Source organism: Blautia sp. HCN-1074, assembly GCF_037890165.1.
GTDB lineage: Bacteria > Bacillota > Clostridia > Lachnospirales > Lachnospiraceae > Blautia_A.
Map to the genome: position 1 here is coordinate 182,778 of NZ_JBBKBP010000001.1, position 21,021 is coordinate 203,798.

Annotated in this window: 29 protein-coding genes; 2 read left to right on the forward strand and 27 right to left on the reverse strand. The window is 40.5% G+C overall.

The annotated features are described in order from the left end of the window. Nucleotides 1-301 precede the first annotated feature (301 nt). Nucleotides 302-1,171, forward strand: coding sequence for a LysR family transcriptional regulator (locus WKT11_RS00865; protein WP_117675219.1), 870 nt, complete (start codon nucleotides 302-304; stop codon nucleotides 1,169-1,171). Nucleotides 1,172-1,296: 125 nt separating this feature from the next. Here the strand turns inward: WKT11_RS00865 and WKT11_RS00870 are convergent, their stop codons facing one another. The 3 genes from WKT11_RS00870 to WKT11_RS00880 form a co-directional block, all read right to left on the reverse strand. Further along, nucleotides 1,297-2,130: an Mrp/NBP35 family ATP-binding protein gene (locus WKT11_RS00870; RefSeq protein WP_117675221.1), complete on the reverse strand. Its 834-nt coding sequence runs from the start codon at nucleotides 2,128-2,130 to the stop codon at nucleotides 1,297-1,299. A gap of 180 nt (nucleotides 2,131-2,310) precedes the next feature. Continuing rightward, nucleotides 2,311-2,658: a metal-sensing transcriptional repressor gene (locus WKT11_RS00875; RefSeq protein WP_117675223.1), complete on the reverse strand. Its 348-nt coding sequence runs from the start codon at nucleotides 2,656-2,658 to the stop codon at nucleotides 2,311-2,313. A gap of 207 nt (nucleotides 2,659-2,865) precedes the next feature. After that, a complete protein-coding gene (locus WKT11_RS00880; RefSeq protein ID WP_117675225.1) occupies nucleotides 2,866-3,093 on the reverse strand; it encodes a hypothetical protein in 228 nt (75 codons plus the stop codon). Between the two features lie 408 nt (nucleotides 3,094-3,501). Here WKT11_RS00880 and WKT11_RS00885 point away from each other — a divergent pair, with 408 nt between their 5' ends. Beyond that, nucleotides 3,502-4,074, forward strand: a complete 573-nt coding sequence (locus WKT11_RS00885) for a xanthine phosphoribosyltransferase (protein ID WP_117675229.1) — start codon at nucleotides 3,502-3,504, stop codon at nucleotides 4,072-4,074. Nucleotides 4,075-4,229: 155 nt separating this feature from the next. Here the strand turns inward: WKT11_RS00885 and WKT11_RS00890 are convergent, their stop codons facing one another. The 24 genes from WKT11_RS00890 to rplX form a co-directional block, all read right to left on the reverse strand. After that, the gene (locus WKT11_RS00890) at nucleotides 4,230-5,711 is read right to left on the reverse strand and encodes a substrate-binding domain-containing protein (RefSeq protein ID WP_242986740.1); all 1,482 of its coding nucleotides are present in this window, start codon (nucleotides 5,709-5,711) and stop codon (nucleotides 4,230-4,232) included. Between the two features lie 31 nt (nucleotides 5,712-5,742). Further along, the gene (locus tag WKT11_RS00895) at nucleotides 5,743-6,399 is read right to left on the reverse strand and encodes a WYL domain-containing protein (protein WP_117675231.1); all 657 of its coding nucleotides are present in this window, start codon (nucleotides 6,397-6,399) and stop codon (nucleotides 5,743-5,745) included. A gap of 2 nt (nucleotides 6,400-6,401) precedes the next feature. Then, nucleotides 6,402-7,124: a type 1 glutamine amidotransferase gene (locus WKT11_RS00900; protein ID WP_117675233.1), complete on the reverse strand. Its 723-nt coding sequence runs from the start codon at nucleotides 7,122-7,124 to the stop codon at nucleotides 6,402-6,404. Further along, complete coding sequence (locus WKT11_RS00905; protein WP_117675235.1) at nucleotides 7,124-8,458, reverse strand: MurT ligase domain-containing protein; 1,335 nt, start codon at nucleotides 8,456-8,458, stop codon at nucleotides 7,124-7,126. The genes WKT11_RS00900 and WKT11_RS00905 overlap by 1 nt, the downstream gene beginning before the upstream one ends. A gap of 134 nt (nucleotides 8,459-8,592) precedes the next feature. Continuing rightward, the gene (locus WKT11_RS00910) at nucleotides 8,593-9,480 is read right to left on the reverse strand and encodes a phosphatidylinositol-specific phospholipase C/glycerophosphodiester phosphodiesterase family protein (RefSeq protein WP_118136638.1); all 888 of its coding nucleotides are present in this window, start codon (nucleotides 9,478-9,480) and stop codon (nucleotides 8,593-8,595) included. A gap of 259 nt (nucleotides 9,481-9,739) precedes the next feature. Then, nucleotides 9,740-10,276, reverse strand: coding sequence for a bL17 family ribosomal protein (locus WKT11_RS00915; protein ID WP_117675239.1), 537 nt, complete (start codon nucleotides 10,274-10,276; stop codon nucleotides 9,740-9,742). Between the two features lie 102 nt (nucleotides 10,277-10,378). After that, nucleotides 10,379-11,338 carry a DNA-directed RNA polymerase subunit alpha gene (locus WKT11_RS00920; protein ID WP_117675241.1) on the reverse strand — a complete coding sequence of 320 codons (960 nt, stop codon included), beginning with the start codon at nucleotides 11,336-11,338 and terminating at the stop codon, nucleotides 10,379-10,381. A 142-nt stretch (nucleotides 11,339-11,480) separates the two neighbouring features. Continuing rightward, complete coding sequence (rpsD, locus tag WKT11_RS00925) at nucleotides 11,481-12,074, reverse strand: 30S ribosomal protein S4 (RefSeq protein ID WP_117675243.1); 594 nt, start codon at nucleotides 12,072-12,074, stop codon at nucleotides 11,481-11,483. A 19-nt stretch (nucleotides 12,075-12,093) separates the two neighbouring features. Beyond that, the gene (gene rpsK / locus WKT11_RS00930) at nucleotides 12,094-12,489 is read right to left on the reverse strand and encodes a 30S ribosomal protein S11 (RefSeq protein WP_019162483.1); all 396 of its coding nucleotides are present in this window, start codon (nucleotides 12,487-12,489) and stop codon (nucleotides 12,094-12,096) included. Between the two features lie 162 nt (nucleotides 12,490-12,651). Further along, on the reverse strand, nucleotides 12,652-13,020 hold the full coding sequence (rpsM, locus tag WKT11_RS00935) for a 30S ribosomal protein S13 (RefSeq protein ID WP_008707282.1): 369 nt from the start codon (nucleotides 13,018-13,020) through the stop codon (nucleotides 12,652-12,654). Nucleotides 13,021-13,338: 318 nt separating this feature from the next. Next, nucleotides 13,339-13,452 carry a 50S ribosomal protein L36 gene (rpmJ, locus tag WKT11_RS00940; RefSeq protein ID WP_003497809.1) on the reverse strand — a complete coding sequence of 38 codons (114 nt, stop codon included), beginning with the start codon at nucleotides 13,450-13,452 and terminating at the stop codon, nucleotides 13,339-13,341. A 556-nt stretch (nucleotides 13,453-14,008) separates the two neighbouring features. Next, on the reverse strand, nucleotides 14,009-14,227 hold the full coding sequence (infA, locus tag WKT11_RS00945) for a translation initiation factor IF-1 (protein ID WP_005428560.1): 219 nt from the start codon (nucleotides 14,225-14,227) through the stop codon (nucleotides 14,009-14,011). A 25-nt stretch (nucleotides 14,228-14,252) separates the two neighbouring features. Continuing rightward, nucleotides 14,253-15,008, reverse strand: coding sequence for a type I methionyl aminopeptidase (gene map, locus WKT11_RS00950; RefSeq protein ID WP_117675245.1), 756 nt, complete (start codon nucleotides 15,006-15,008; stop codon nucleotides 14,253-14,255). 32 nt (nucleotides 15,009-15,040) lie between these two features. Beyond that, nucleotides 15,041-15,685 carry an adenylate kinase gene (locus tag WKT11_RS00955; RefSeq protein ID WP_008707277.1) on the reverse strand — a complete coding sequence of 215 codons (645 nt, stop codon included), beginning with the start codon at nucleotides 15,683-15,685 and terminating at the stop codon, nucleotides 15,041-15,043. Nucleotides 15,686-15,754: 69 nt separating this feature from the next. Further along, nucleotides 15,755-17,071, reverse strand: a complete 1,317-nt coding sequence (secY, locus tag WKT11_RS00960; RefSeq protein ID WP_117675247.1) for a preprotein translocase subunit SecY — start codon at nucleotides 17,069-17,071, stop codon at nucleotides 15,755-15,757. Beyond that, on the reverse strand, nucleotides 17,071-17,511 hold the full coding sequence (rplO, locus tag WKT11_RS00965) for a 50S ribosomal protein L15 (RefSeq protein ID WP_008707274.1): 441 nt from the start codon (nucleotides 17,509-17,511) through the stop codon (nucleotides 17,071-17,073). Before rplO ends, secY begins: the two co-directional genes overlap by 1 nt. 142 nt (nucleotides 17,512-17,653) lie before the next feature. Next, nucleotides 17,654-17,836: a 50S ribosomal protein L30 gene (gene rpmD, locus WKT11_RS00970; RefSeq protein WP_008707273.1), complete on the reverse strand. Its 183-nt coding sequence runs from the start codon at nucleotides 17,834-17,836 to the stop codon at nucleotides 17,654-17,656. Between the two features lie 15 nt (nucleotides 17,837-17,851). Continuing rightward, complete coding sequence (gene rpsE / locus WKT11_RS00975; protein WP_117675251.1) at nucleotides 17,852-18,361, reverse strand: 30S ribosomal protein S5; 510 nt, start codon at nucleotides 18,359-18,361, stop codon at nucleotides 17,852-17,854. Between the two features lie 18 nt (nucleotides 18,362-18,379). Beyond that, nucleotides 18,380-18,748: a 50S ribosomal protein L18 gene (gene rplR / locus WKT11_RS00980; protein WP_019162491.1), complete on the reverse strand. Its 369-nt coding sequence runs from the start codon at nucleotides 18,746-18,748 to the stop codon at nucleotides 18,380-18,382. 17 nt (nucleotides 18,749-18,765) lie between these two features. Beyond that, on the reverse strand, nucleotides 18,766-19,305 hold the full coding sequence (gene rplF / locus WKT11_RS00985) for a 50S ribosomal protein L6 (protein WP_008707270.1): 540 nt from the start codon (nucleotides 19,303-19,305) through the stop codon (nucleotides 18,766-18,768). An 88-nt stretch (nucleotides 19,306-19,393) separates the two neighbouring features. Beyond that, entirely contained in the window at nucleotides 19,394-19,795 is a 402-nt protein-coding gene (gene rpsH, locus WKT11_RS00990) for a 30S ribosomal protein S8 (protein ID WP_019162493.1), read from the reverse strand. Between the two features lie 142 nt (nucleotides 19,796-19,937). Further along, nucleotides 19,938-20,123 carry a type Z 30S ribosomal protein S14 gene (locus WKT11_RS00995; RefSeq protein ID WP_008707268.1) on the reverse strand — a complete coding sequence of 62 codons (186 nt, stop codon included), beginning with the start codon at nucleotides 20,121-20,123 and terminating at the stop codon, nucleotides 19,938-19,940. A 15-nt stretch (nucleotides 20,124-20,138) separates the two neighbouring features. Further along, complete coding sequence (gene rplE, locus WKT11_RS01000) at nucleotides 20,139-20,678, reverse strand: 50S ribosomal protein L5 (RefSeq protein ID WP_117675253.1); 540 nt, start codon at nucleotides 20,676-20,678, stop codon at nucleotides 20,139-20,141. A 21-nt stretch (nucleotides 20,679-20,699) separates the two neighbouring features. Continuing rightward, nucleotides 20,700-21,011 carry a 50S ribosomal protein L24 gene (rplX, locus tag WKT11_RS01005; protein ID WP_008707266.1) on the reverse strand — a complete coding sequence of 104 codons (312 nt, stop codon included), beginning with the start codon at nucleotides 21,009-21,011 and terminating at the stop codon, nucleotides 20,700-20,702. Between the last annotated feature and the right edge of the window lie 10 nt (nucleotides 21,012-21,021).

Sequence of the window (21,021 nt, forward strand, 5' to 3'; positions counted from 1 at the left end):
GGTTACTGTTCACACACCACTATCCCGCGAGGTGTTTTGGCATGAATATGCCAAAATCCCGAGACATACAAGCCAAAATTCCATTGCCGCCGGCAATCTGGAATGAATTTTGGCTACGTTACTGTGAATGGAGTGAACAGTAACATATAAAGCAATATACTTTTTACGCCTGCCATCACAGCTTGAACATTTGCTTTCTATATAGTATCATAAGAAATATCATTAGTAAAATTAATATATCTTATATTATTTATCTGTATATCTAATAAATATTGTAAACAATGAGAAAAGGAGTAATCCCATGGATATCAATCTGGAACTATATAAAGTTTTTTACTATGTTTCCACCACATTAAGTTTCTCCGAGGCCTCCAGACAGTTATTTATCTCTCAGTCAGCTGTCAGCCAGTCTGTCAAAACTTTGGAGAAAAAATTAAATCAGACACTTTTTATCCGAAGTACCAAGAAGGTAGTACTGACTCCCGAAGGTGAGCTATTGCTTCAGCATGTAAAACCAGCTTTGCAGCTTCTGGATGAAGGAGAGTCACTCCTGTCCGGCGATAATCTGTTAAAAGGCCAGCTGCGCATTGCCGCCAGTGACACGGTCTGCCGCTATTTTCTTATTGACTATCTGCAGAAATTTCATCAGATGTATCCAGATGTCAGGATCAAAATTACCAACAGCACTTCTATCGGCTGCGTGGAGCTTCTGGAAAAAGGCCAGGCTGATCTGATTGTATGTAACTACCCAAATTCCAGGCTTGGCAGTCATTTTCGGATTCGTATATTAAAAGAATTTCAGGATATATTTGTTGCAAACACAGACTATTTCCCTGTGCATACCGTACAGACCAAATTACAGGAGCTTTTAAAATATCCCATTCTTATGCTCTCCCAGAAAAGCACGACCAGTGAATATCTGCACGAAGCATTTGCCGCCCACAATCTCAAGCTTCTTCCGGAGGTAGAGTTAAACAGCAATGACCTGCTTCTGGATCTGGCACGGATCGGACTTGGTATTGCCTGCATTCCTGATTATATGCTAAAAGAAAATGATCACCTGACACCTCTGTCATTAAAAGAGCCTCTGCCCAAACGCCAGCTTGTGCTTGCACAGCATAATAATCTGTCTGTTTCACAGGCTGCAGAACGTTTTATAGAAATATTTTAGAGCGTATATACACTTTGTTTTATCGAAATAAATCCCCTGTCAGTTTGTAAAAAGCAATACCAAACAGGGGACTTGTCTGTATCAGATTATCTGATAACCATGATTAAATTTTTAAAACAGCTGCCTTATTTCGGCATAACTGCCAAAGCATCTGTAATATACTGATTGTCAATTGCTGCAAAGAAACCGCCGTCTGCCTTTGTCGCATAGTCTATATCAATTGGCATTTTTCCAAGTACCGGAACGTTCAACTCTGCTGCAATCTCGTCAATATGGCTCTCACCAAATACTTTAATCTCTTTTCCGCAGTCCGGACATTTCACATAGCTGTAGTTCTCCACGATTCCCAGTACCGGGATTTTCATCATTCCAGCCATGTTGAAGGCTTTCTTTACGATCATCTTAACCAGATCCTGTGGTGAAGTTACGATCACAATTCCTTCGATTGGCAGGGACTGGAATACAGTCAGTGGAACATCACCTGTTCCAGGAGGCATATCCACAAACAGATAGTCTACATCGCCCCAGATAACATCTGTCCAGAACTGTTTTACCATATTTGCAAGAACCGGTCCTCTCCAGATTACAGGAGTATCTTCTGTAGGAAGCAGAAGGTTGATGGACATTACCTTGATTCCGTTCTTCGTGATCATTGGATAAATGCCTTCATCATTTGCCATTGCTGCACCTTTTAATCCATACATTTTCGGGATAGACGGGCCTGTGATATCAGCATCCAGAATACCTACCTTGTATCCCTGAGCTGCCATCATATTTGCCAGAGAACCTGTTACGAAGGATTTACCTACGCCGCCTTTGCCACTGACTACTCCGATCACATGTTTTACATTTGAGTGAGCATTCATTTCCGCAAGGAAGCTCTGTGGTCCGTTTGCTTTGGAAGAACAGCCCTCACAGCTTGATTTGTCACATGAAGTATTGCTACATTCTTTTGCCATAATTACATTCTCCTTTATATTTACGTACCATGTAAGTACGCATATTACTTTTTATTCTGTCATTTTTCGATTACTGCCCGCATGCCACTGTCCCGTCAACCATATTACTAAGAACAGGCTGAACAGCAGCTAACAGTTTTCAATAAAATGATACTCTCATCCATACACTGAGGCGACCATTTATTTCATAAATCTATCGATTGCAATCTCAAGTTCCTTAATCGCATCTTTGTCACCATGTTCCACTGCATCTACAATACAATGCTCAATATGATCCTGCAGGATAATCTTGCCTGTATTATTAATGGCAGATTTTACTGCTGAAAGCTGTATCAGAACTTCACTGCAGTCTCGTCCTTCTTCTATCATACGTTTGATAGACTCCATGTGCCCGATTGCCCTGGACATACGATTTAATACTGCTTTTGTATGCGCATGACTATGGTGATGTACATACTCTCCATGAGAATGCTCAACTACTGTACCATCCTCAAGCACATGTACATGTGTCTTTTGTTCTTCACCCATAATAGTTTCCTTTCTTTCTCAGAATAATCTGATTACGTTACTGTTCACTCCATTGTCAGTATCAGAATGCGAACAATAACCGGATTATCTATCAGACGGATCATATATTCAAAGATACAGCTCCATCTGCTTTACTGTCTGTACAGCATAAATATTACTGTTAACTCCGTGTCCAGGTAACACGTAAATAATATTATACCACATTTATCAAATTTCTGTAAAGGAACAGCGCTGTTTTATTTGAGAAGTTATGATATCAAAAATAATCGTACCATCTTCCAGTACGGTTTTCTCGTAAGAAACCTCTTTACCCTTAAATTTGTTCTTAATGTATTCTTCCGGATCATCCAGTTCCAGTTCTTCCACAAAAACATCCCGCATCTGATTGCGCGGACATTTATTAAAAATTTCCCATATTAATTCATATTCTTTCATTATCTTTCCACTTTCTGTATTTGAATATTTATAACTTTTTTTGACTTACAAATCCATAACCGAATAACTGCTTCGCAGTTTATCAGAAGGGGCTTGTACCCCTTCTGATACAAGCAAGTCCCCACCCACTGCTTATTGCTCTTCGCAATTGAAGCAGAGGACTTACTTGATTTGGTTAAATTGTATTGTTTAAAATATTTTGTGTGCATCCATTTTGAACTCATTATAATTATTTTTAGATTTTTTGTCAAAAATAATTGCATGAAATCAAATTATAGCGTATGATAATTTATAATTATCAAAATAGCAAATGTTACTGTATATCTATTGCCGTCAGATTTTATTATCTTCCGGCATATTTGTTATATTCAGTAACTGCAAAATTACATATATAAAGGAGAGAAATCTATGAAACTTTTAAAAGACCGAATTCTTAAGGATGGAATTGTAAAACCGGGAAATATTTTAAAAGTAGACAGCTTCTTGAATCATCAGATGGATATCACTCTCATCAATGAAATCGGCAAAGAGTTCAAACGCCGCTTCTCTGACTGTCCAATTACCAAAATCCTTACAATTGAAGCATCCGGTATCGGTATTGCCTGTATCGCAGCTCAGTACTTTGATGTACCTGTCATTTTCGCAAAGAAAGCACAGAGTGTCAATCTGGATGGAGAAATGTACACAACTAAGGTAGAATCTTTTACTCACAAGAAAGTATACGATGTTATCCTTTCCAAGAAATTCCTTGGTCCGGAAGATCATGTTCTTCTGATTGATGACTTTCTTGCCAATGGATGTGCACTTCTCGGTCTGATCGATATCGTTAAGAAATCAGGGGCTACACTTGAAGGTGCCGGCATTGTAATTGAGAAAGGCTTCCAGCATGGGGGCCAGCAGATTCGTGATATGGGGATCCGTCTGGAGTCTCTTGCAATCATCGATTCTATGTCTGACGATTCTTTAACATTCAGAGAATAATTTTTCTCCTGTAATTTTCATTTTTTAGGGCAGAAAAGATAGTTTCTTCTATCTCTCCTGCCCTTTTTATATTTCCCTATGAATTTTTGTATTACTGTACACAGAGTAGACTGTAATATTTTTGCCACTTTCTGATTCGATGTTTTATCTGTTCTTTAATCTTTTGCCAGCTTCAGTGTAGTCTTCGGAGCTGGTGTTGGTGTTGTTTTCGCTTCCGAATCATCTTTCGACGAATCTTCCGGGGTTGATGTTGCTTCTGGTGTATCAGTTACCTCAGGGGTTGGCGTTGCCTCTGGTGTCGGCGTTGGATCAGGCACAATTTCATCTTCTGTATAAGTTCCGTTATCCACCAGAATCTGATAGTTATCTTTATCGATCACCTGCGCTCCACAGGTAAATGTTCCCACAATTTTCATACCATTATCATACTGTGAATAATCTTTTACATCAACTTTCTCACCCGTCAGATAATCAATTGCCATCTGAGCTCCGCCCTTCGCAAGCTCTTCACGATCCATAAACATGGTAAACGACATCTTACCTGCTGCAATATCTTTTACTGCCCGAACTTCACTGCCATAGCCAGTGATCACCGGCCATTCTTCGCTTCCAGATTCCAGATCATTATCGCTTAGTACTTCCTCTGCTGCATATGCAAATCCATCATACGCTGTACAGATAATATCTGGTGTTTTCTCTTCCATATAGAACTCTTTTATTATCGATTCCAGCTTTGACTTTGCAGATGTCTCACTCCATCTCATGATCGCAGTGTCATCAAATGATGTATTTCCTGATTTACATACAAGAGTTCCATCATCCAGATATTCCTGAAGTCCTTCCTGGATTCCATTGCACAAAAACAGCGCACTGTTGTCATCCGGAGATCCCATAAGAAATTCTATGGTATAAGATTTCTTATCTTCCCTTGCCTTATCCAGATCCATCTTCTTGACTATTTCAGCAGCAATATCTTTTCCGATTGCTCTGGTATCATATGAAGCATAATAATTAATATCTGCAGTATCGCGAATCAATGTATCATAGGAAATAACCGGTATCTCCTGCTCCTTTGCAGTTTTTAAGATATCTGTCAGGCCATATGGATCTACAGGATCAATAATAAGAGCTGAAACCTGCTCATCAATGAACTCCTGTATCTGAGAAATCTGAAGTGCTGAATCGCCGTTTGCATTCTTAATATCAGCCTCATATCCACCATCTGCAATCTGCGAAGTCATTGCCTCACTGTCAATCTTTGCATTCTCATCTTCTTCTGAAAGGAGCACTCCGATTTTTCCAGCCGGAGCTTCTGTCACCTCATCATCCAAAGAATCGTCTGACTGATTCGCATTATTCTCAGAAGAATCCTTACCTGTGGATTCACTCTCAGACGCATCTGAATTCTTTTCTCCTGATTCTTCGCTGCCCTCTGTTTTGCTACTGTCATCAGCATCAGAGGTCTGTTTATTTTCTGCTTCTACTTTCTCGCCTTCCTCTGTTACCTCACCTACACCCTCTTCTTCTACCTGGGCACTTTCATTAGCTGCTTCTTTTGCATCATTCTTTTCACATGCGGACAGGAACATGGAGGATACCATTATTCCAAGCAGAATAGCAGTTGCTCTTCTTTTCATAATATGATCCTTTCTATCTTTATTTATCGGCTTATTTGTCAATTCCCTTATAATCCCTCGCAATGTTTTTGAGATAGTCACGATAAGCAACGGCCACCTTCTTAGGCTTCAGGATATGTACGTTTCTGCCCATTGAAGCCAGCCAGCCAAATAATGCCTTGTCGACTACTGCCTCGACTGTCACAGTAAAACTATCTGCTCCTTTTTCCTTGCAGACAACTTCCGGACCAAATGTACGCAGGATTTTCTTTTTTGCCGAGTTCTGACATATAAGCTTCAGCTCTTTCTTATTCTCGGCATTCTGATCAGGTACCGGTGCCGGCACACGTCCTGACAGAGTCTGCTCTTTCTGAACTGTCGCTTTTGCTGTTATTTCTCCTGTCTCTGACACTGCTTCCTGATGTTTCGTCTCTTCACCTTCATTGGTTATAGCTGAGGAATCTTCTTCTGTTTTTTTCGTATTTTCTGTAAAATATCCGCCTTCGCGGCCTCTTCTATAGTGTATTTCCATTCCAAAATCACGTAAAGTCTCCAGATCATCATAGATACTCTTTCGCTCTGCGCGTATTCCCCGTTCTTCTAACTTTGTCAAAATTTCCTGCATGGAAACCGGCTTCTCACTGGTAGTTTCAGATAACATTCTCTCCAGATACAGGATTTTTCCTTTTTGATTACATGATTTCGCCATAATTATCCTCTCACAAATCTGTGGTATATATAGTCATTTGCTTCTTTTTCCTGACTGTCATCCAATGGTGCAAGTTCTACTTCTTTTCCATACTTTCTTTCCAGCGCATGTCTGATAAGCCAGTCCGCAAGCTGTGGATTCTTCGGGAGTAACGGTCCGTGCAGATAAGTTCCAATCACATTTTTATATACTACTCCTTCGTATCCTGACTGGCCATCGTTGCCTTTTCCATAAAGCACTTTTCCTAATGGTTTATTGCCATTGATGCGGGTTCTGCCACCATGATTTTCAAATCCTACAATTGGCATGTCAAACAAGTCACTTTGCAGCACGATATTCTCGATCAGTCTTCCTTCGCCCTGCTCTGTATAAAGATCTACCAGGTCAAGGCCTTTTATATTCCCCTGTTCTGTTTTATAATACTTTCCAAGCAGCTGATAACCACCGCAGATTGCAATAACAACTCCATTATCCTCCACATAAGCCTTAAAGTCCGGCTGAATCTCCTGGAGCTTCTCACATACGATCATCTGCTCTCTGTCTGAGCCGCCGCCGAGAAGTACGATATCAAGCTTTGAGAAGTCTATTTTATCATCCAGCTCAAATGGAATCGTCTCTGCTTCTATTCCCCTCCACAGGCATCGCTTCATCAGGCACTGAATATTTCCCCTGTCGCCGTAAAGATTCAGAAGATCCGGATATAAATGTCCAATCGTGATTTTCATTATTTCTCGCCCTCCAGTTTCTTCAGAATGTTTCTGGTACTAAACAATGCTGTATAATTTACAAGTACATACAGATTACCCACACCATCCTCTACTCTGTCCCGGATGGCTTTCTCTACATCTCCCTCCAGAATAGACGGAATATCTACATATTTCAGACGCAGACGCATATCCTGACAGCGGATTCCGCTTACCGTAATAGATTTTACTGTGGAATTGCCAAGGAGGTCAAAGTCTACATCCCAGAGCCAGGAAATATCTGTTCCATCCTGCGCATTATCATTGATTGCGATAATAATATCTTTTGGAGACTGATCCTGCATCACCGCAGAAATATTCTGGTTAAATCCCGCCGGATTCTTGGCAAGATTTAATGTCACTCCGGTACCTTTGATGCGGAACTGTTCCATACGGCCATTCTCCGGATTGAACTTGCTAAGCATATCCTCAAAATGTGTTCCATCAAATCCCGCCGTTCTCACACCGGCATATGCTGCCAGAATATTATATACATTGTAGAAGCCCTTATAGTTTGCCACAATATGCTTTCCTTCTACATTAAAGCTCAGCTGGTCACCAACCTTTACATCCTCTGCATCAAAATTCAGCTTCGGTCTTGCAAAACCACATTTCGGGCAGTAATAATCTCCAAGCTGGCTATAATGATAGAATCTGTATTCCAGCTTCTCACCGCAGCATTTACAGAAACGTCCCTCTCTGATCTCGTTTGCCGCAGATTTGATCACAGGCTTGCTGATTCCATAAGTTACATATGAATTTCCTGAATCCATGGCAAGATATGCGGATAATGCATCATCACCATTTACAATGATCTGCATTTTCGGCACTTTACGCATCATTTCTTCCAGAATATTCATGGTAATATCAATCTCACCGTAACGGTCAAGCTGATCTCGGAAAAGATTTGTCAAAAGCATATAATCTGGTTTGATTCTCGGAAAAATATGTCTGGTCGACGCTTCATCAGCCTCAATGCAGGCATAATCTGCGTCAATCTTTCCATTCCATTTCGCCGCCAATACAAAAGCTGCCACAACACCATTAAGCATATTGGAGCCTGTATGGTTACAGATTACCTTCTGTCCCTCCGCCTCTAATGCCGCACAAAGCATATTATTGGTAGTTGTTTTTCCATTAGTACCGCAGGTTGCAAAGATTGCCTTTCTCACCTGCGAAGAAAGCTGCTCCAGGATATCCGGACAAATCTTAATTGCCACTTTTCCTGCCCAGGTTACACCCTGTCTTCCCATTTTCTTACATACATATCCTACAAATTTCGCTGCCAAGACAGCAGTCATTACTCTTATTTTCATTGTGTATTATATTTCCTTTATAATATGATCACCGTTATTATTTCGCTGTACCGACAAGTTGATTTTTGAAACAATCTTGCCGATACGGTAGGTGAAAACCGTCAGGATTTCCGAAACAATAATAAACAGTTGTTTTATTCAAAATCTGTATCCTGCAGATAATCCGAACACACACCAGCCGCACCTTTCTGCATATAGCCCTGCGCTTCCTTCAGATTATTTACAGTATAAATATATAGCTTTATTCCTTTTTTGTCAAAAATCTCCTGAACATCCTCTGACCAGTATTTATAATAAACCGTTGCTGCCTGAATATTTTTCTCTTTGCAAAATGCTGCAATCTCTGTCAGATCTTCTTTGGAATATTCCTGCCATAACGAATAAATATAAGCAGGAAAATTATATAGCAGTGCAGTTCCTGCAAACATGGCCTGATTATAAATTTCCGGTATGACCTGTCCCATCACATCAGGAACACCTGCTTCCTGAGCTAATTCGATATAATCGGCATAATCTTCAAGTGTTTTCTGGTAATTCCGGACAGAATACTGCTTAGAATCCAGCATCACAAACGCATCCGGATAATCACTCAGCAACATTAACAAATCTTTAAATGTCATCGGAGTATATTTTCCACAGACAGGTCTGGATATAAACTCTTCTGAGGACAACACATTCTTTCCATCGCCTTCCCACTGATCCAATGATTGATTCCAGCTATGGCGACATACCCAGACATTGTCAGAAGTCTTCACAAGGTCGACTTCAAATAATCTGCATCCCATCTGATAACTCGCCAGGAAACTCTCTTTTGAATTTAAATATGTCTTATCGCCAATACCACCTAAGGCATGTGCGATCGTCTTATAATTCTCCCAGTTAAATTCAGGGGGAGTGGCAGATATGGAATTGATATCATTCCCCCATAGGAAAAGTGTAACAGCCAGTAATTCTACTAACAGCAGAAATAATCTGATGCAATAACCTAATCCTGATTTTTTCTTTGTAGTATTCTGACTCAATTTCTTATTCTCCTGACTGTCATTTGTATTCCTCTTCTAAACTGCTTATTGCTCTTCGCAACCTCCGCAGGGGACTTACTTGATTCGGTTAACTCAACATTTATATACTCTACGATTTTACGCTATCTGGCACAAATAATCAAGGGCAATAAATAGCGAAAAAACGCTAATTTCAGATAAAATAAAAACTGCACATACATGGCCAACACCATATATATGCAGTCTCATTATCGTTTGGACAAATATAAGTCAGATATAATTATACTAACTCGATCAGTACTTCCATTGCAGCATCGCCTTTACGCGGTCCGATCTTAACGATTCTTGTGTAACCACCGTTACGGTCAGCGTATTTTGGAGCGATCTCATCGAACATCTTGGCAACCATATCTACGTCTTTTGTGTTTTTCTTTCTTCCAGCGCCTTTTGCAGGTACTTCTTTAACTGGATAGAAAACTTTCATCATCTGACGACGAGCGTGAAGTCTGGAAGGAGCATCTTTCTTGATCTCTTTCTGTACTTCATCGTATACAGTTTTCTTCTTTCCGTCAACAACTTCTTTTACTCTCTTGCCTTCAGCGTCTTTACGAGCTACTTTAGCAGTTACAGTAACAGTTTCGAAGTTGTCTTTTTCACGGACAGCCATAGCTACAAGGCTCTCAGCGATTTTACGGATTTCTTTTGCTTTAGCTTCTGTAGTAACGATTTTTCCATTGTATAACAGATTTGTTACCTGGTTTCTCAGTAATGCTTTTCTCTGATCAGAAGTTCTGCTTAATTTTCTATATTTTGCCATTTAATTTTCCTCCATCTGTGGGACAGCCGGGCACGCTTGTTCGGTCTTACTGTCCGACTGCTTAGGCATTCCCACCGTATAATATCTCTTCGTTAAATGTTCTTACTCTTCTGTAGGCTGAAGCTGTAATCCCAGCTCTTTCAGTTTCGCAAGAACTTCTTCTAATGATTTACGTCCAAGGTTACGAACTTTCATCATATCATCAGAAGTCTTGTTACATAATTCTTCAACCGTATTAATGCCGGCTCTCTTTAAGCAGTTATAGGAACGAACAGATAACTCAAGTTCATCAATGCTCATTTCCAGAACTTTTTCTTTCTCATTGTCTTCTTTCTCAATCATAACCTCAGCGGTCTTTGCATTCTCGGAAAGGTCAATGAAAAGGCTTAAGTGCTCGCTTAATACTTTTGCTGCAAGGCTTACAGCCTCGTCCGGATCAAGTGTACCGTTTGTGTACACATCCAGTGTCAGCTTATCGTAATCGGTTACCTGGCCAACACGAGTATTCTCTACGATCATGTTAACTCTTTCTACAGGAGTGTAGATTGCATCAACTGCAAGTACACCGATAGGCATATCATCAGATTTACCTTTGTCAGCACTGATATATCCACGGCCTTTTGTAATAGTAAGCTCCATAGCAAGTCTGCAGTCCTTACCACCATTTAAGGTAGCAATTACCTGATCAGGATTCATAATCTCAATATCCTGATCAGCCTGAATATCAGCTGCAGTTACAACACCTTTACCTTCACACTCAATGTATGCAGTCTTAGGCTCATTGTCTGTGCTGTGGTTCTTAATAGCAAGGCTCTTCAGATTCATGATAATATCACTTACGTCTTCTTTTACGCCCGGAATGGAGCTGAATTCGTGAAGCACACCATCAATTTTAACCTGGCTTACAGCTGCACCCGGCAGGGAAGACAGCATAATTCTTCTTAAAGAATTTCCAAGTGTAGTTCCATATCCTCTTTCCAGAGGCTCAACTACGAATCTGCCAAATTTTTTATCTTCAGATAATTCGGTAATCTCGATTTTAGGTTTATTAAAATCAAACACTATAAGGTTCCCTCCTTCTGGGTTAATAAAAGTTTGAGGGTATTCATTCAAATACTACAATTCAGCGGATGATAAAATCAGCCACTGAATCGCATAATGCAGAAATATTACTAGGTAATCTTCTACGATATAATCCTATGGATTATTTGGAGTACAACTCGACGATAAGCATCTCGTTTACAGGAACGTCGATTGCTTCTCTGTTAGGAAGTTCTTTTACAGTTCCTTTTAAATTCTCCTGATCTACATCAATCCATTCCGGAACGAGACGTCCACCAGTTACTTCAAGGATACCTTTGTATCTTTCAGAACCTTTGGATTTCTCTCTGATTTCGATCTCGTCACCAGCTTTTACAAGGTAGGAAGGAATGTTTACACATTTTCCGTTTACAAGTACATGCTTGTGGTCAACGATCTGACGAGCTTCTTTTCTTGTTCTTGCAAATCCCATACGGAATACAACATTGTCAAGTCTGCTCTCAAGAAGGATCATAAGGTTTGCACCAGTCTGTCCCGGCATTCTGTCAGCTTTGTTGTAGTAGTTGTGGAAAGGTTTTTCCAGAACTCCGTAGATGAATTTTGCTTTCTGTTTTTCTCTTAACTGTAAACCATACTCAGACATTTTACGATTAGCACGTTTTAACTGTCTTGTGGATTTTTTATCAATTCCTAAATAAATCGGATCCAGGCCAAGGGATCTGCATCTTTTCAGAACAGGCACTCTATTTACTGCCATTTCTCAAATACCTCCTAAATTAGACTCTTCTGCGTTTTGGTGGACGGCAACCATTGTGTGGTACCGGAGTTACGTCACGGATGCTTGTTACTTCCAGTCCGCAAGCCTGAAGGGCACGGATTGCAGCTTCACGTCCTGATCCTGGTCCTTTTACCATAACGTCTACAGTTTTTAAACCATGAATAAGTGCAGCTTTTGTTGCAGTCTCAGCTGCCATCTGTGCTGCATAAGGAGTAGATTTTCTTGAACCTCTAAATCCAAGACCACCAGCACTTGCCCATGAAAGAGCATTTCCTTCATTGTCAGTCAGAGTAACAATTGTATTGTTGAAAGAAGACTGAATATGTGCCTGTCCGTGTTCAACGTTTTTCTTGACACGACGTTTTGTAGTCGCTTTCTTAGTCACTTTAGCCATTTTAAAACTAACCTACACTTTCCTATTTATCAATCAAATATATGTTCCAAGAAACACCATGTTCACTAAATTCATTTCCTCGCTTTACTCGTCATTCATTAAGTGACCATGCAAGCTTCCTCATAAGATCGGCTTACGCTTATCAGATGTTTAAAGCTTTATTTATTTCTTCTTATTAGCTACTGTTCTCTTAGGACCTTTACGTGTTCTAGCGTTGGTCTTAGTCTTCTGACCACGAACCGGAAGTCCTTTACGATGACGGATACCTCTGTAGCATCCGATTTCCTGCAGTCTCTTAATGTTGAGGGCGATTTCTCTACGAAGGTCACCTTCTACTGTCATTGTTTCATCAATAACTGCGCTAAGTCTCTTAACTTCGTCATCAGTCAGATCTCTGACACGTGTGTCAGGATTAACTTCTGCCTTTGCAAGGATCTTGTCTGCGCTTGGTCTACCAATACCATAAATGTAGGTAAGACCGATTTCAATACGTTTTTCTCTTGGTAAGTCTACACCAGCTATACGAGCCATGTACTGTTTCCTCCATCTTCTACTTTGAAAGTCCTTGATGCCTGTACATCACTTACATTCGTAAAATACACTCCTGTAAGGTGAAATGGGATGTATCTGTCACTTCACTTTCTTATTTCTTAGTTCCTAATTGGGGTGCCTCGGTAAAACACCCAGCTGCAATTGGCGAAAAGCAGCCTTTCCGAATTATTGCGGCCAACGGGCCAACGTTGCCTCTCGGTATTAGGCAATACATGCTAAAACTATCTTAACAGTCTGAACAACCCTTCCGGGTGTCTCACACTGCAGCCGCACGTTACACAAACTCTAAACTGTCAATTAACCCTGACGCTGTTTGTGTTTTGGATTCTCACAGATTACTCTGATAGATCCTTTTCTTTTAATGATCTTGCATTTTTCGCAGATCGGCTTTACAGATGATCTTACTTTCACTGGAAATCCTCCTTCCGTAAATTCATTAAAATCTGCAGTTTTTTGAGCGCGCAAATACATACTACTCACGCGTTCGGCTTATATACTATCACACCAAAATATAAAATGCAAGCACTTTTTTGCGTAAAATCGCATTTTTTCATTTTCTCCCCCTTTTTCACGCACATAACATCTTAATTCCATCCCCGGAAAATTGTAATTTCTTCCCTAATCTCAGTTGCTTCACCTCCCCCTTTTGCCAATAACCAGCCTTTATCAGCAACCAGCTCTTACCAGTAACCAGCATAGAAAAATAATTCATTTCCTGTGCATTTGCAGGCGTCTTAGATATTCTTAGTACTTAAAAATCTGCGTTATGAGAAGAAAAGTCACTGTCTGAGCGCAGCGAGTAATCCAGACTTTTCTTCTCATGCTTTTAGCAGATTTTTAAGTACTTAGAATATCTTAGACACCGAAACCGCACAGGAAATGAATTATTTTTCTATGCGTCCCTTTATATAAATAAAAAAGAGAGCCAGATTTCTCCAACTCTCTTAGCAGTATAACTATAATCTTCCTATTTATCTCTCCAGATAATTCTGCCCTTAGACAGATCATACGGAGACAATTCAATCGTAACTTTATCTCCAGGAAGAATACGAATAAAATTCATACGTAACTTTCCACTGATATGTGCAAGCACCACATGTTTGTTCTCCAGTTCCACTTTAAACATCGCATTAGGCAGCTTCTCCAGAACAGTGCCTTCCACTTCGATTACATCTGCTTTTGACATTTTAAACCTCCTGTATGTCGTCCAATTATTTCGTAAGAGTCAGAATCTCCGGATCTCCGTCTGTAATAAGAATCGTATTCTCATAATGAGCAGACAAAGAACCATCCATAGTTACAACAGTCCACTCATCATCCAGCCATGCCACATCTGCACGTCCCAGATTGATCATAGGCTCTACAGCAAGTGTCATACCCGGCATCAGACGAACTCCTCTTCTCTTCTGCGGAAAATTCGGGATCTGCGGATCCTCATGAAGGTGAGTGCCGATTCCATGTCCAACCAGGTCACGGACAATTCCGTAATGATATTTTGCAGCGTGTGCACCGATTGCCTTGGAAATATCATTCAGATGATTTCCTGCACGAGCAACTTTAAGTCCTTCAAAGAAACACTCTCTGGTCACATCCATCAGCTTACGCGCCTCCGGTGAAACCTCACCGACCGCATAAGTTCTCGCTGCATCAGAATGATACCCCTTATAAATAAGACCGGCATCAATCTTTACAAGATCTCCCTCCTGAATAATCTTCTCCTCAGAAGGGATTCCATGAACTACTTCATCATTCAGACTGATACAAAATGACGCTGGAAAGCCTCCGTAGTTCAAGAAATTCGGGATACAGCCCATATCACGTATCATCTGTTCTCCGATACGGTCAATCTCCTTGGTGCTCACTCCCGGTTTAATGTACGGGATCAGGCCATCATGCACTTTCTCAAGCAGATGTCCTGCCTCTCTCATAAGTTCAATTTCATGTTCTGTCTTGATAGAAACCGACATTTTACCTCCAGATGGTGTTTAAAAACACCCGATTACTCTCCCAGGATGGCAACAATATCAGCGAAAACTTCTTCGAGATCCTTTGTGCCATCTACTGATTTTAAAATTCCCTCTTTAGTATAATAATCGATCAGCGGCTGTGTCTGCTCATGATATACATTCAGACGTTTCTGAACTGTTTCAGGCTGGTCATCATCACGAAGAACCAGTTTCTCTCCACAAGTATCACAAACACCCTCTACCTTCGGTGCAGCATGCACTACGTGATAAGTAGCACCGCATTTTAAGCAGGCACGTCTTCCGGACATACGGTTTACAATATTGGAATCCGGAACATCCACATCGATTGCATAGTCAACTTTACTTCCCAGTTTATTCAGAGCCTCTGTTAAACACTCTGCCTGAGGAATTGTTCTTGGAAAACCATCCAGCACATAACCATTTGCCGCATCCGGCTGCTGAATTCTGTCTACAACCAGATCACAGGTCAGTTCATCAGGTACAAGAAGTCCCTGATCCATATAAGTTTTTGCTTTTTTACCCAGTTCTGTCCCATTTTTAATGTTTGCGCGGAAAATATCTCCGGTGGAGATGTGCGGAATCTGATATTTCGCAGCAATTTTCTTCGCCTGAGTTCCTTTTCCTGCTCCCGGTGCACCCAACATAATAATTTTCATAAGATATACCCTCCGTTTTCTTTTTTAGCAAATCAAGGCTGTGATGCAATGCACCACAACCTCTCATTTTTAATTGTTCAGGAAGCCTTTGTAATTACGTACGAGAAGCTGTGACTCAATCTGCTTCACAGTTTCGAGGATAACACCAACAACGATGATGATGGACGTTCCACCGAATGAAACATTTGCCCCGAATACACCATTAAAGATGAATGGGATCACGCACACAATAATAAGACCTACTGCACCTATAAATATAATATAATTTAAGATATTAGTCAAATAATCTGACGTAGGTTTTCCAGGACGAATACCTGGAATAAATCCACCCTGCTTTTTGATATTGTCTGCAACTTCCAGCGGATTGAATGTGATGGAAGTGTAGAAATATGCAAAGAAAACGCAAAGTACGATGTAAAGAAGCAGACCCCATGTATACTGAAGCTGTTTCGGATTACACCAGTTATTAGAAGAAAGACCACGAAGAATCTCACTTCCGATTCCCGTACCATTACCTTTTCCTGTTAACTGTGCAATTACAGTCGGGAAAGACATAATGGAGGATGCAAAGATTACCGGGATAACACCTGCTGTGTTAACTTTCAGCGGAATGTTAGTGGACTGGCCACCCATCAGTTTTCTTCCGACCATTTTCTTGGAATACTGAACCGGAATTCTTCTCTCTGCTCCGTTAAGGATAAGTACCAGAACTACTACTACAAGGATAACGGCTGCAATAATGATTCCTGCAAGAGTACCTTTTGCAATTGTTTTTCCTTTGATAAAGTTCTCATACAGTAATGACAAGTCGCTTGGCATTCTGGAGATGATATTAATAGTAAGTACGATGGAAATACCATTTCCAACGCCTTTTTCTGTAATACGTTCACCGAGCCACATCAGCATAGCTGAACCAGCTGTAAGGCAGGCAACAACTACAGCACCTTTGAAGAAGTTCAGATCCGGAATCATACCCTGACGTCCGAATCCGATTGCCATTGCAATTGATTCAAATAAAGCAAGACCTACAGTTACATAACGAGTAATTGCAGTCATCTTCTTTCTTCCCTCTTCACCATCTCTCTGCATCTCTTCCAGTGCCGGAATTGCAATTGTGAGAAGCTGAATGATAATGGAAGATGTGATGTAAGGTGTGATGTTCAATGCGAAAATTGACATTCTTTCAAATGAACCACCGGTAAACGCATCAAAGAAATTGAATGCGTCTCCGGCGTTGCTGCTGAACCACTGTTTGAAGAAGTCACTGTCAACACCCGGTACCGGGATCTGGCAGCCGATACGGATGATAAAAATCATCCATATCAGATACAACAGCTTGCGTCTCATTTCTTTCACTCTAAAAACATTTTTAAGAGTTTCAAACATTAGATCACCTCTACTGTACCACCAGCAGCTTCAATTTTTGATTTTGCAGTCTCGCTGACAGCGTTTACTTTGACATTAAGTTTCTTTGTCAGCTCACCATTTCCAAGAATTTTAACGCCATCGGCGATCTTGGAGATTGCACCGCTTGCAAGTAAGCTTTCTGCTGTAACTTCTGCACCATCTTCGAAACGGTTCAGTACGTCAACGTTGATTGCAATAATCTCTTTTGTATTTCTGTTTTTGAATCCTCTCTTAGGCAGACGTCTGTATAAAGGCATCTGACCACCTTCAAATCCCGGTTTCTTGTGACCGGAACGAGCTAACTGTCCTTTGTGTCCTTTACCGGCTGTTTTACCGTTTCCAGAACCATGTCCACGGCCTCTTCTGAAGTTATCGCTGTGCTTAGAACCTTCTGCTGGTCTTAAGTTTGATAATTCCATGTTGGCACCTCCTTATTATTATTTCAAATCTATAAGTTCAGATCGTATCTTTTCTGAATATGTTTCTGTATGTTCCCGCTACTCTTATGAATAACAGGCTCATATCAGATCCATATCAGAGTTCTCTCTGGTTAAATCGCAGTTAAGCTTCTTCAACCTTTACCAGGTGCTGTACCTGCTGAATCATTCCTCTTGTTGCTGCGTTATCCGGCATTTCAACTGTTTTGTGCATTTTTGTAAGACCCATAGCTGCAACAGTTTTTTTGTGCTTCGGAACTGCACCAATAGGAGATTTTACTAATGTAACTTTTAATGTGTTTGCCATTTTTGTATTTCCTCCTTAAGCCAGAATCTCATCAACAGATTTTCCGCGAAGTCTAGCAACTTCTTCCGGAGTTTTTAACTGTCTTAAGCCTTCGATTGTTGCAAGAACAACGTTCTGTTTGTTTCTGGATCCCATACATTTTGTACGGATGTTTTTGATACCAGCTAACTCAATTACCGCACGGGCAGGACCGCCGGCGATAACTCCAGTACCTTCCGGAGCTCTCTTCAGAAGCATTTCAGCGCTTCCGTATTTTCCAACGAAGTCATGTGTAATAGAGTTGTTCTCGTCTCTTGCTACTGTTACTAATTTCTTCATAGCATCCTCTTTTCCTTTGCGGATAGCTTCAGGAATTTCAGCTGCTTTACCTAAACCTGCACCAACGTGTCCGTTGCCGTCACCTACAACAACTAAAGCTGTGAAACGGAAGTTACGACCACCTTTAACAACCTTGGTAACACGCTTGATTGATACTACTTTATCTTCTAATTCTAACTGACTAGCATCAATAAGATTACGTTTCATGTGTTTCGCTCCTCCTTATTAGAATTTCAGCCCAGCTTCTCTTGCTGCGTCTGCCAGTGCTTTAACTTTACCGTGGTAGATATAGCCTCCTCTGTCGAAAACAACGCTTTCGATGCCAGCTTCAACAGCTTTCTTACCAATAACGGTTCCTAAATGTGCAGCTGCTGCTACATCATCAGTGTTCTCTAACTCAGCTCTTACTTCTTTCTGAAGAGTAGAAGCAGATACTAAAGTTTTTCCTACAGTGTCATCAATAATCTGAGCATACATATGCTTGTTGGAACGAAATACTGCTAAACGAGGTGTTGTTGCAGTTCCGTTTAAATGATGACGTAATCTTCTATGCTTATTCTCACGAATTTTCGCTCTAGATGCCTTATTTACCATTTTCTCACCCTCCTAAATTATTTCTTACCAGTCTTACCAACTTTACGTCTGATAACTTCATCAACATATTTGATACCTTTACCTTTGTATGGCTCAGGTCTTCTCTTGTCTCTGATCTCAGCTGCAAACTGACCGACTTTTTCTTTACTGATACCGGATACGATAATCTTGTTACCATCAACTTTGGTTTCGATTCCGTCTGGATCTTCCATTTCTACCGGATGAGAGTATCCAAGGCTAAGTGTGAGCTTCTTGCCCTGTTTTGCTGCTTTATAACCTACACCGTTAACTTCAAGCTCTTTTGTATAGCCTTCGCTTACACCAACAACCATGTTGTGGATTAAGCTTCTTGTTAAACCGTGAAGAGATTTCATTTTCTTTAAGTCGTTTGGTCTGGAAACTACTACATGACCATCTTCAACTTTGATTTCCATTTCTGTAGGAAGTGCTCTTTCGAGTGTTCCTTTTGGTCCTTTTACAGTTACTACGTTGCCTTCAGCGACAGTTACTTCTACGCCTGCAGGAATAGCAACCGGAAGTCTACCAATTCGTGACATATGTTTGTCCTCCTTACTTAGATTATCGGAGAGGATGCTACATCCTCTCTGTTTTCAGTTTGTTCTCTATAAAAAATCTTGGTTCAAATTACCAAACGAATGCTAATACTTCGCCGCCAACCTGAAGTTTGCGAGCTTCTTTATCAGTAATAACACCTTTGTTTGTAGAAAGAATTGCGATTCCAAGTCCACCAAGAACTTTTGGAAGCTGATCCTTACCTGCGTAGATACGAAGACCAGGTTTGGAGATTCTCTTTAAACCAGTGATGATTTTTTCGTTTTTATCTTCACCATATTTCAGTGTGATATGAAGAGTTTTAACAACTCCATCTTCAACTAAATCGTATTTTGCAATATATCCTTCATCAACAAGGATGTTAGCAATTGCAATTTTCATCTTAGATGCCGGAACATCTACTGTGTCGTGTTTTGCAGTGTTTGCGTTACGAATTCTTGTAAGCATATCTGCGATTGGATCGCTCATTGTCATGTTAGTTTCCTCCTATTATTTCAGACTTTACATGTGCATATATATTAATAATTTACATTGTTACCTAATTTTAAATCTCGTTTGGACACATGATCGGACTGATAAAATCAGCCGATCGTTTATTTATATTTAAATCCGGTTCCTACCAGGAAGCCTTCTTAACGCCCGGGATCTGTCCCTTGTAAGCTAATTCACGGAAGCAGATTCTGCAGATTCCGTATTTTCTTAAAACAGAATGTGGACGTCCACAAATATTGCAACGTGTATATTCTCTTGTGGAGAATTTCTGTTTGCGCTGCTGTTTGATTTTCATTGCTGTTTTAGCCATGAATCGTTCCTCCTATTACTTTGCAAACGGCATATTGAATAATGTCAGTAATTCACGAGCTTCTTCATCAGTCTTAGCTGTAGTAACGAAGATGATGTCCATACCTCTTACTTTGTCAACTTTATCATATTCAACTTCCGGGAAGATAAGCTGCTCTTTGATACCCAGAGCATAGTTTCCACGGCCATCGAATGCGTTCGGGTTGATACCACGGAAGTCACGTACACGAGGAAGTGCAAGGTTGATCAGACGATCAGCGAACTCGTACATTTTTTCTCCTCTTAATGTAACTTTACAACCGATCGGCATACCCTCTCTGATTTTAAAGTTAGCAACAGATTTTTTAGCTTTAGTAGCGATTGCTTTCTGTCCTGTGATAAGTTCCATATCTGCGATTGCAGCATCAAGAAGCTTAGCGTTTTCTTTGGCTTCACCAACACCCATATTGATTACGATCTTGTCGAGTTTTGGCACTTCCATAACATTTTTGTATCCAAATTTTTTGGTCATGGCATCCATGATCTCATTTTTGTACATTTCTTTTAATCTACTCACTTGTCATGCCTCCTCTCTTAATTAATCGATAACCTTACCGGTCTTTTTAGCAACGCGGACTTTTTTGTCGCCGTCCATCTGGAATCCTACTCTTGTAGCCTGTCCATCAACAACCAGCATAACGTTGGAGATGTGCAATGGAGCTTCTTTTGTGATGATTCCGCCCTGCTGATTTGCAGCAGATGGTTTGCTGTGTTTTGTAACTTTGTTGATATTCTCAACAACAACGGTATTGTCTTTTGCGTTAACTGCAAGGACTTTACCCTCTTTGCCATTATCTTTACCAGCGATAACTTTTACAGTATCACCTTTTTTAATTTTCATAGCTGACATTAGGCACCCT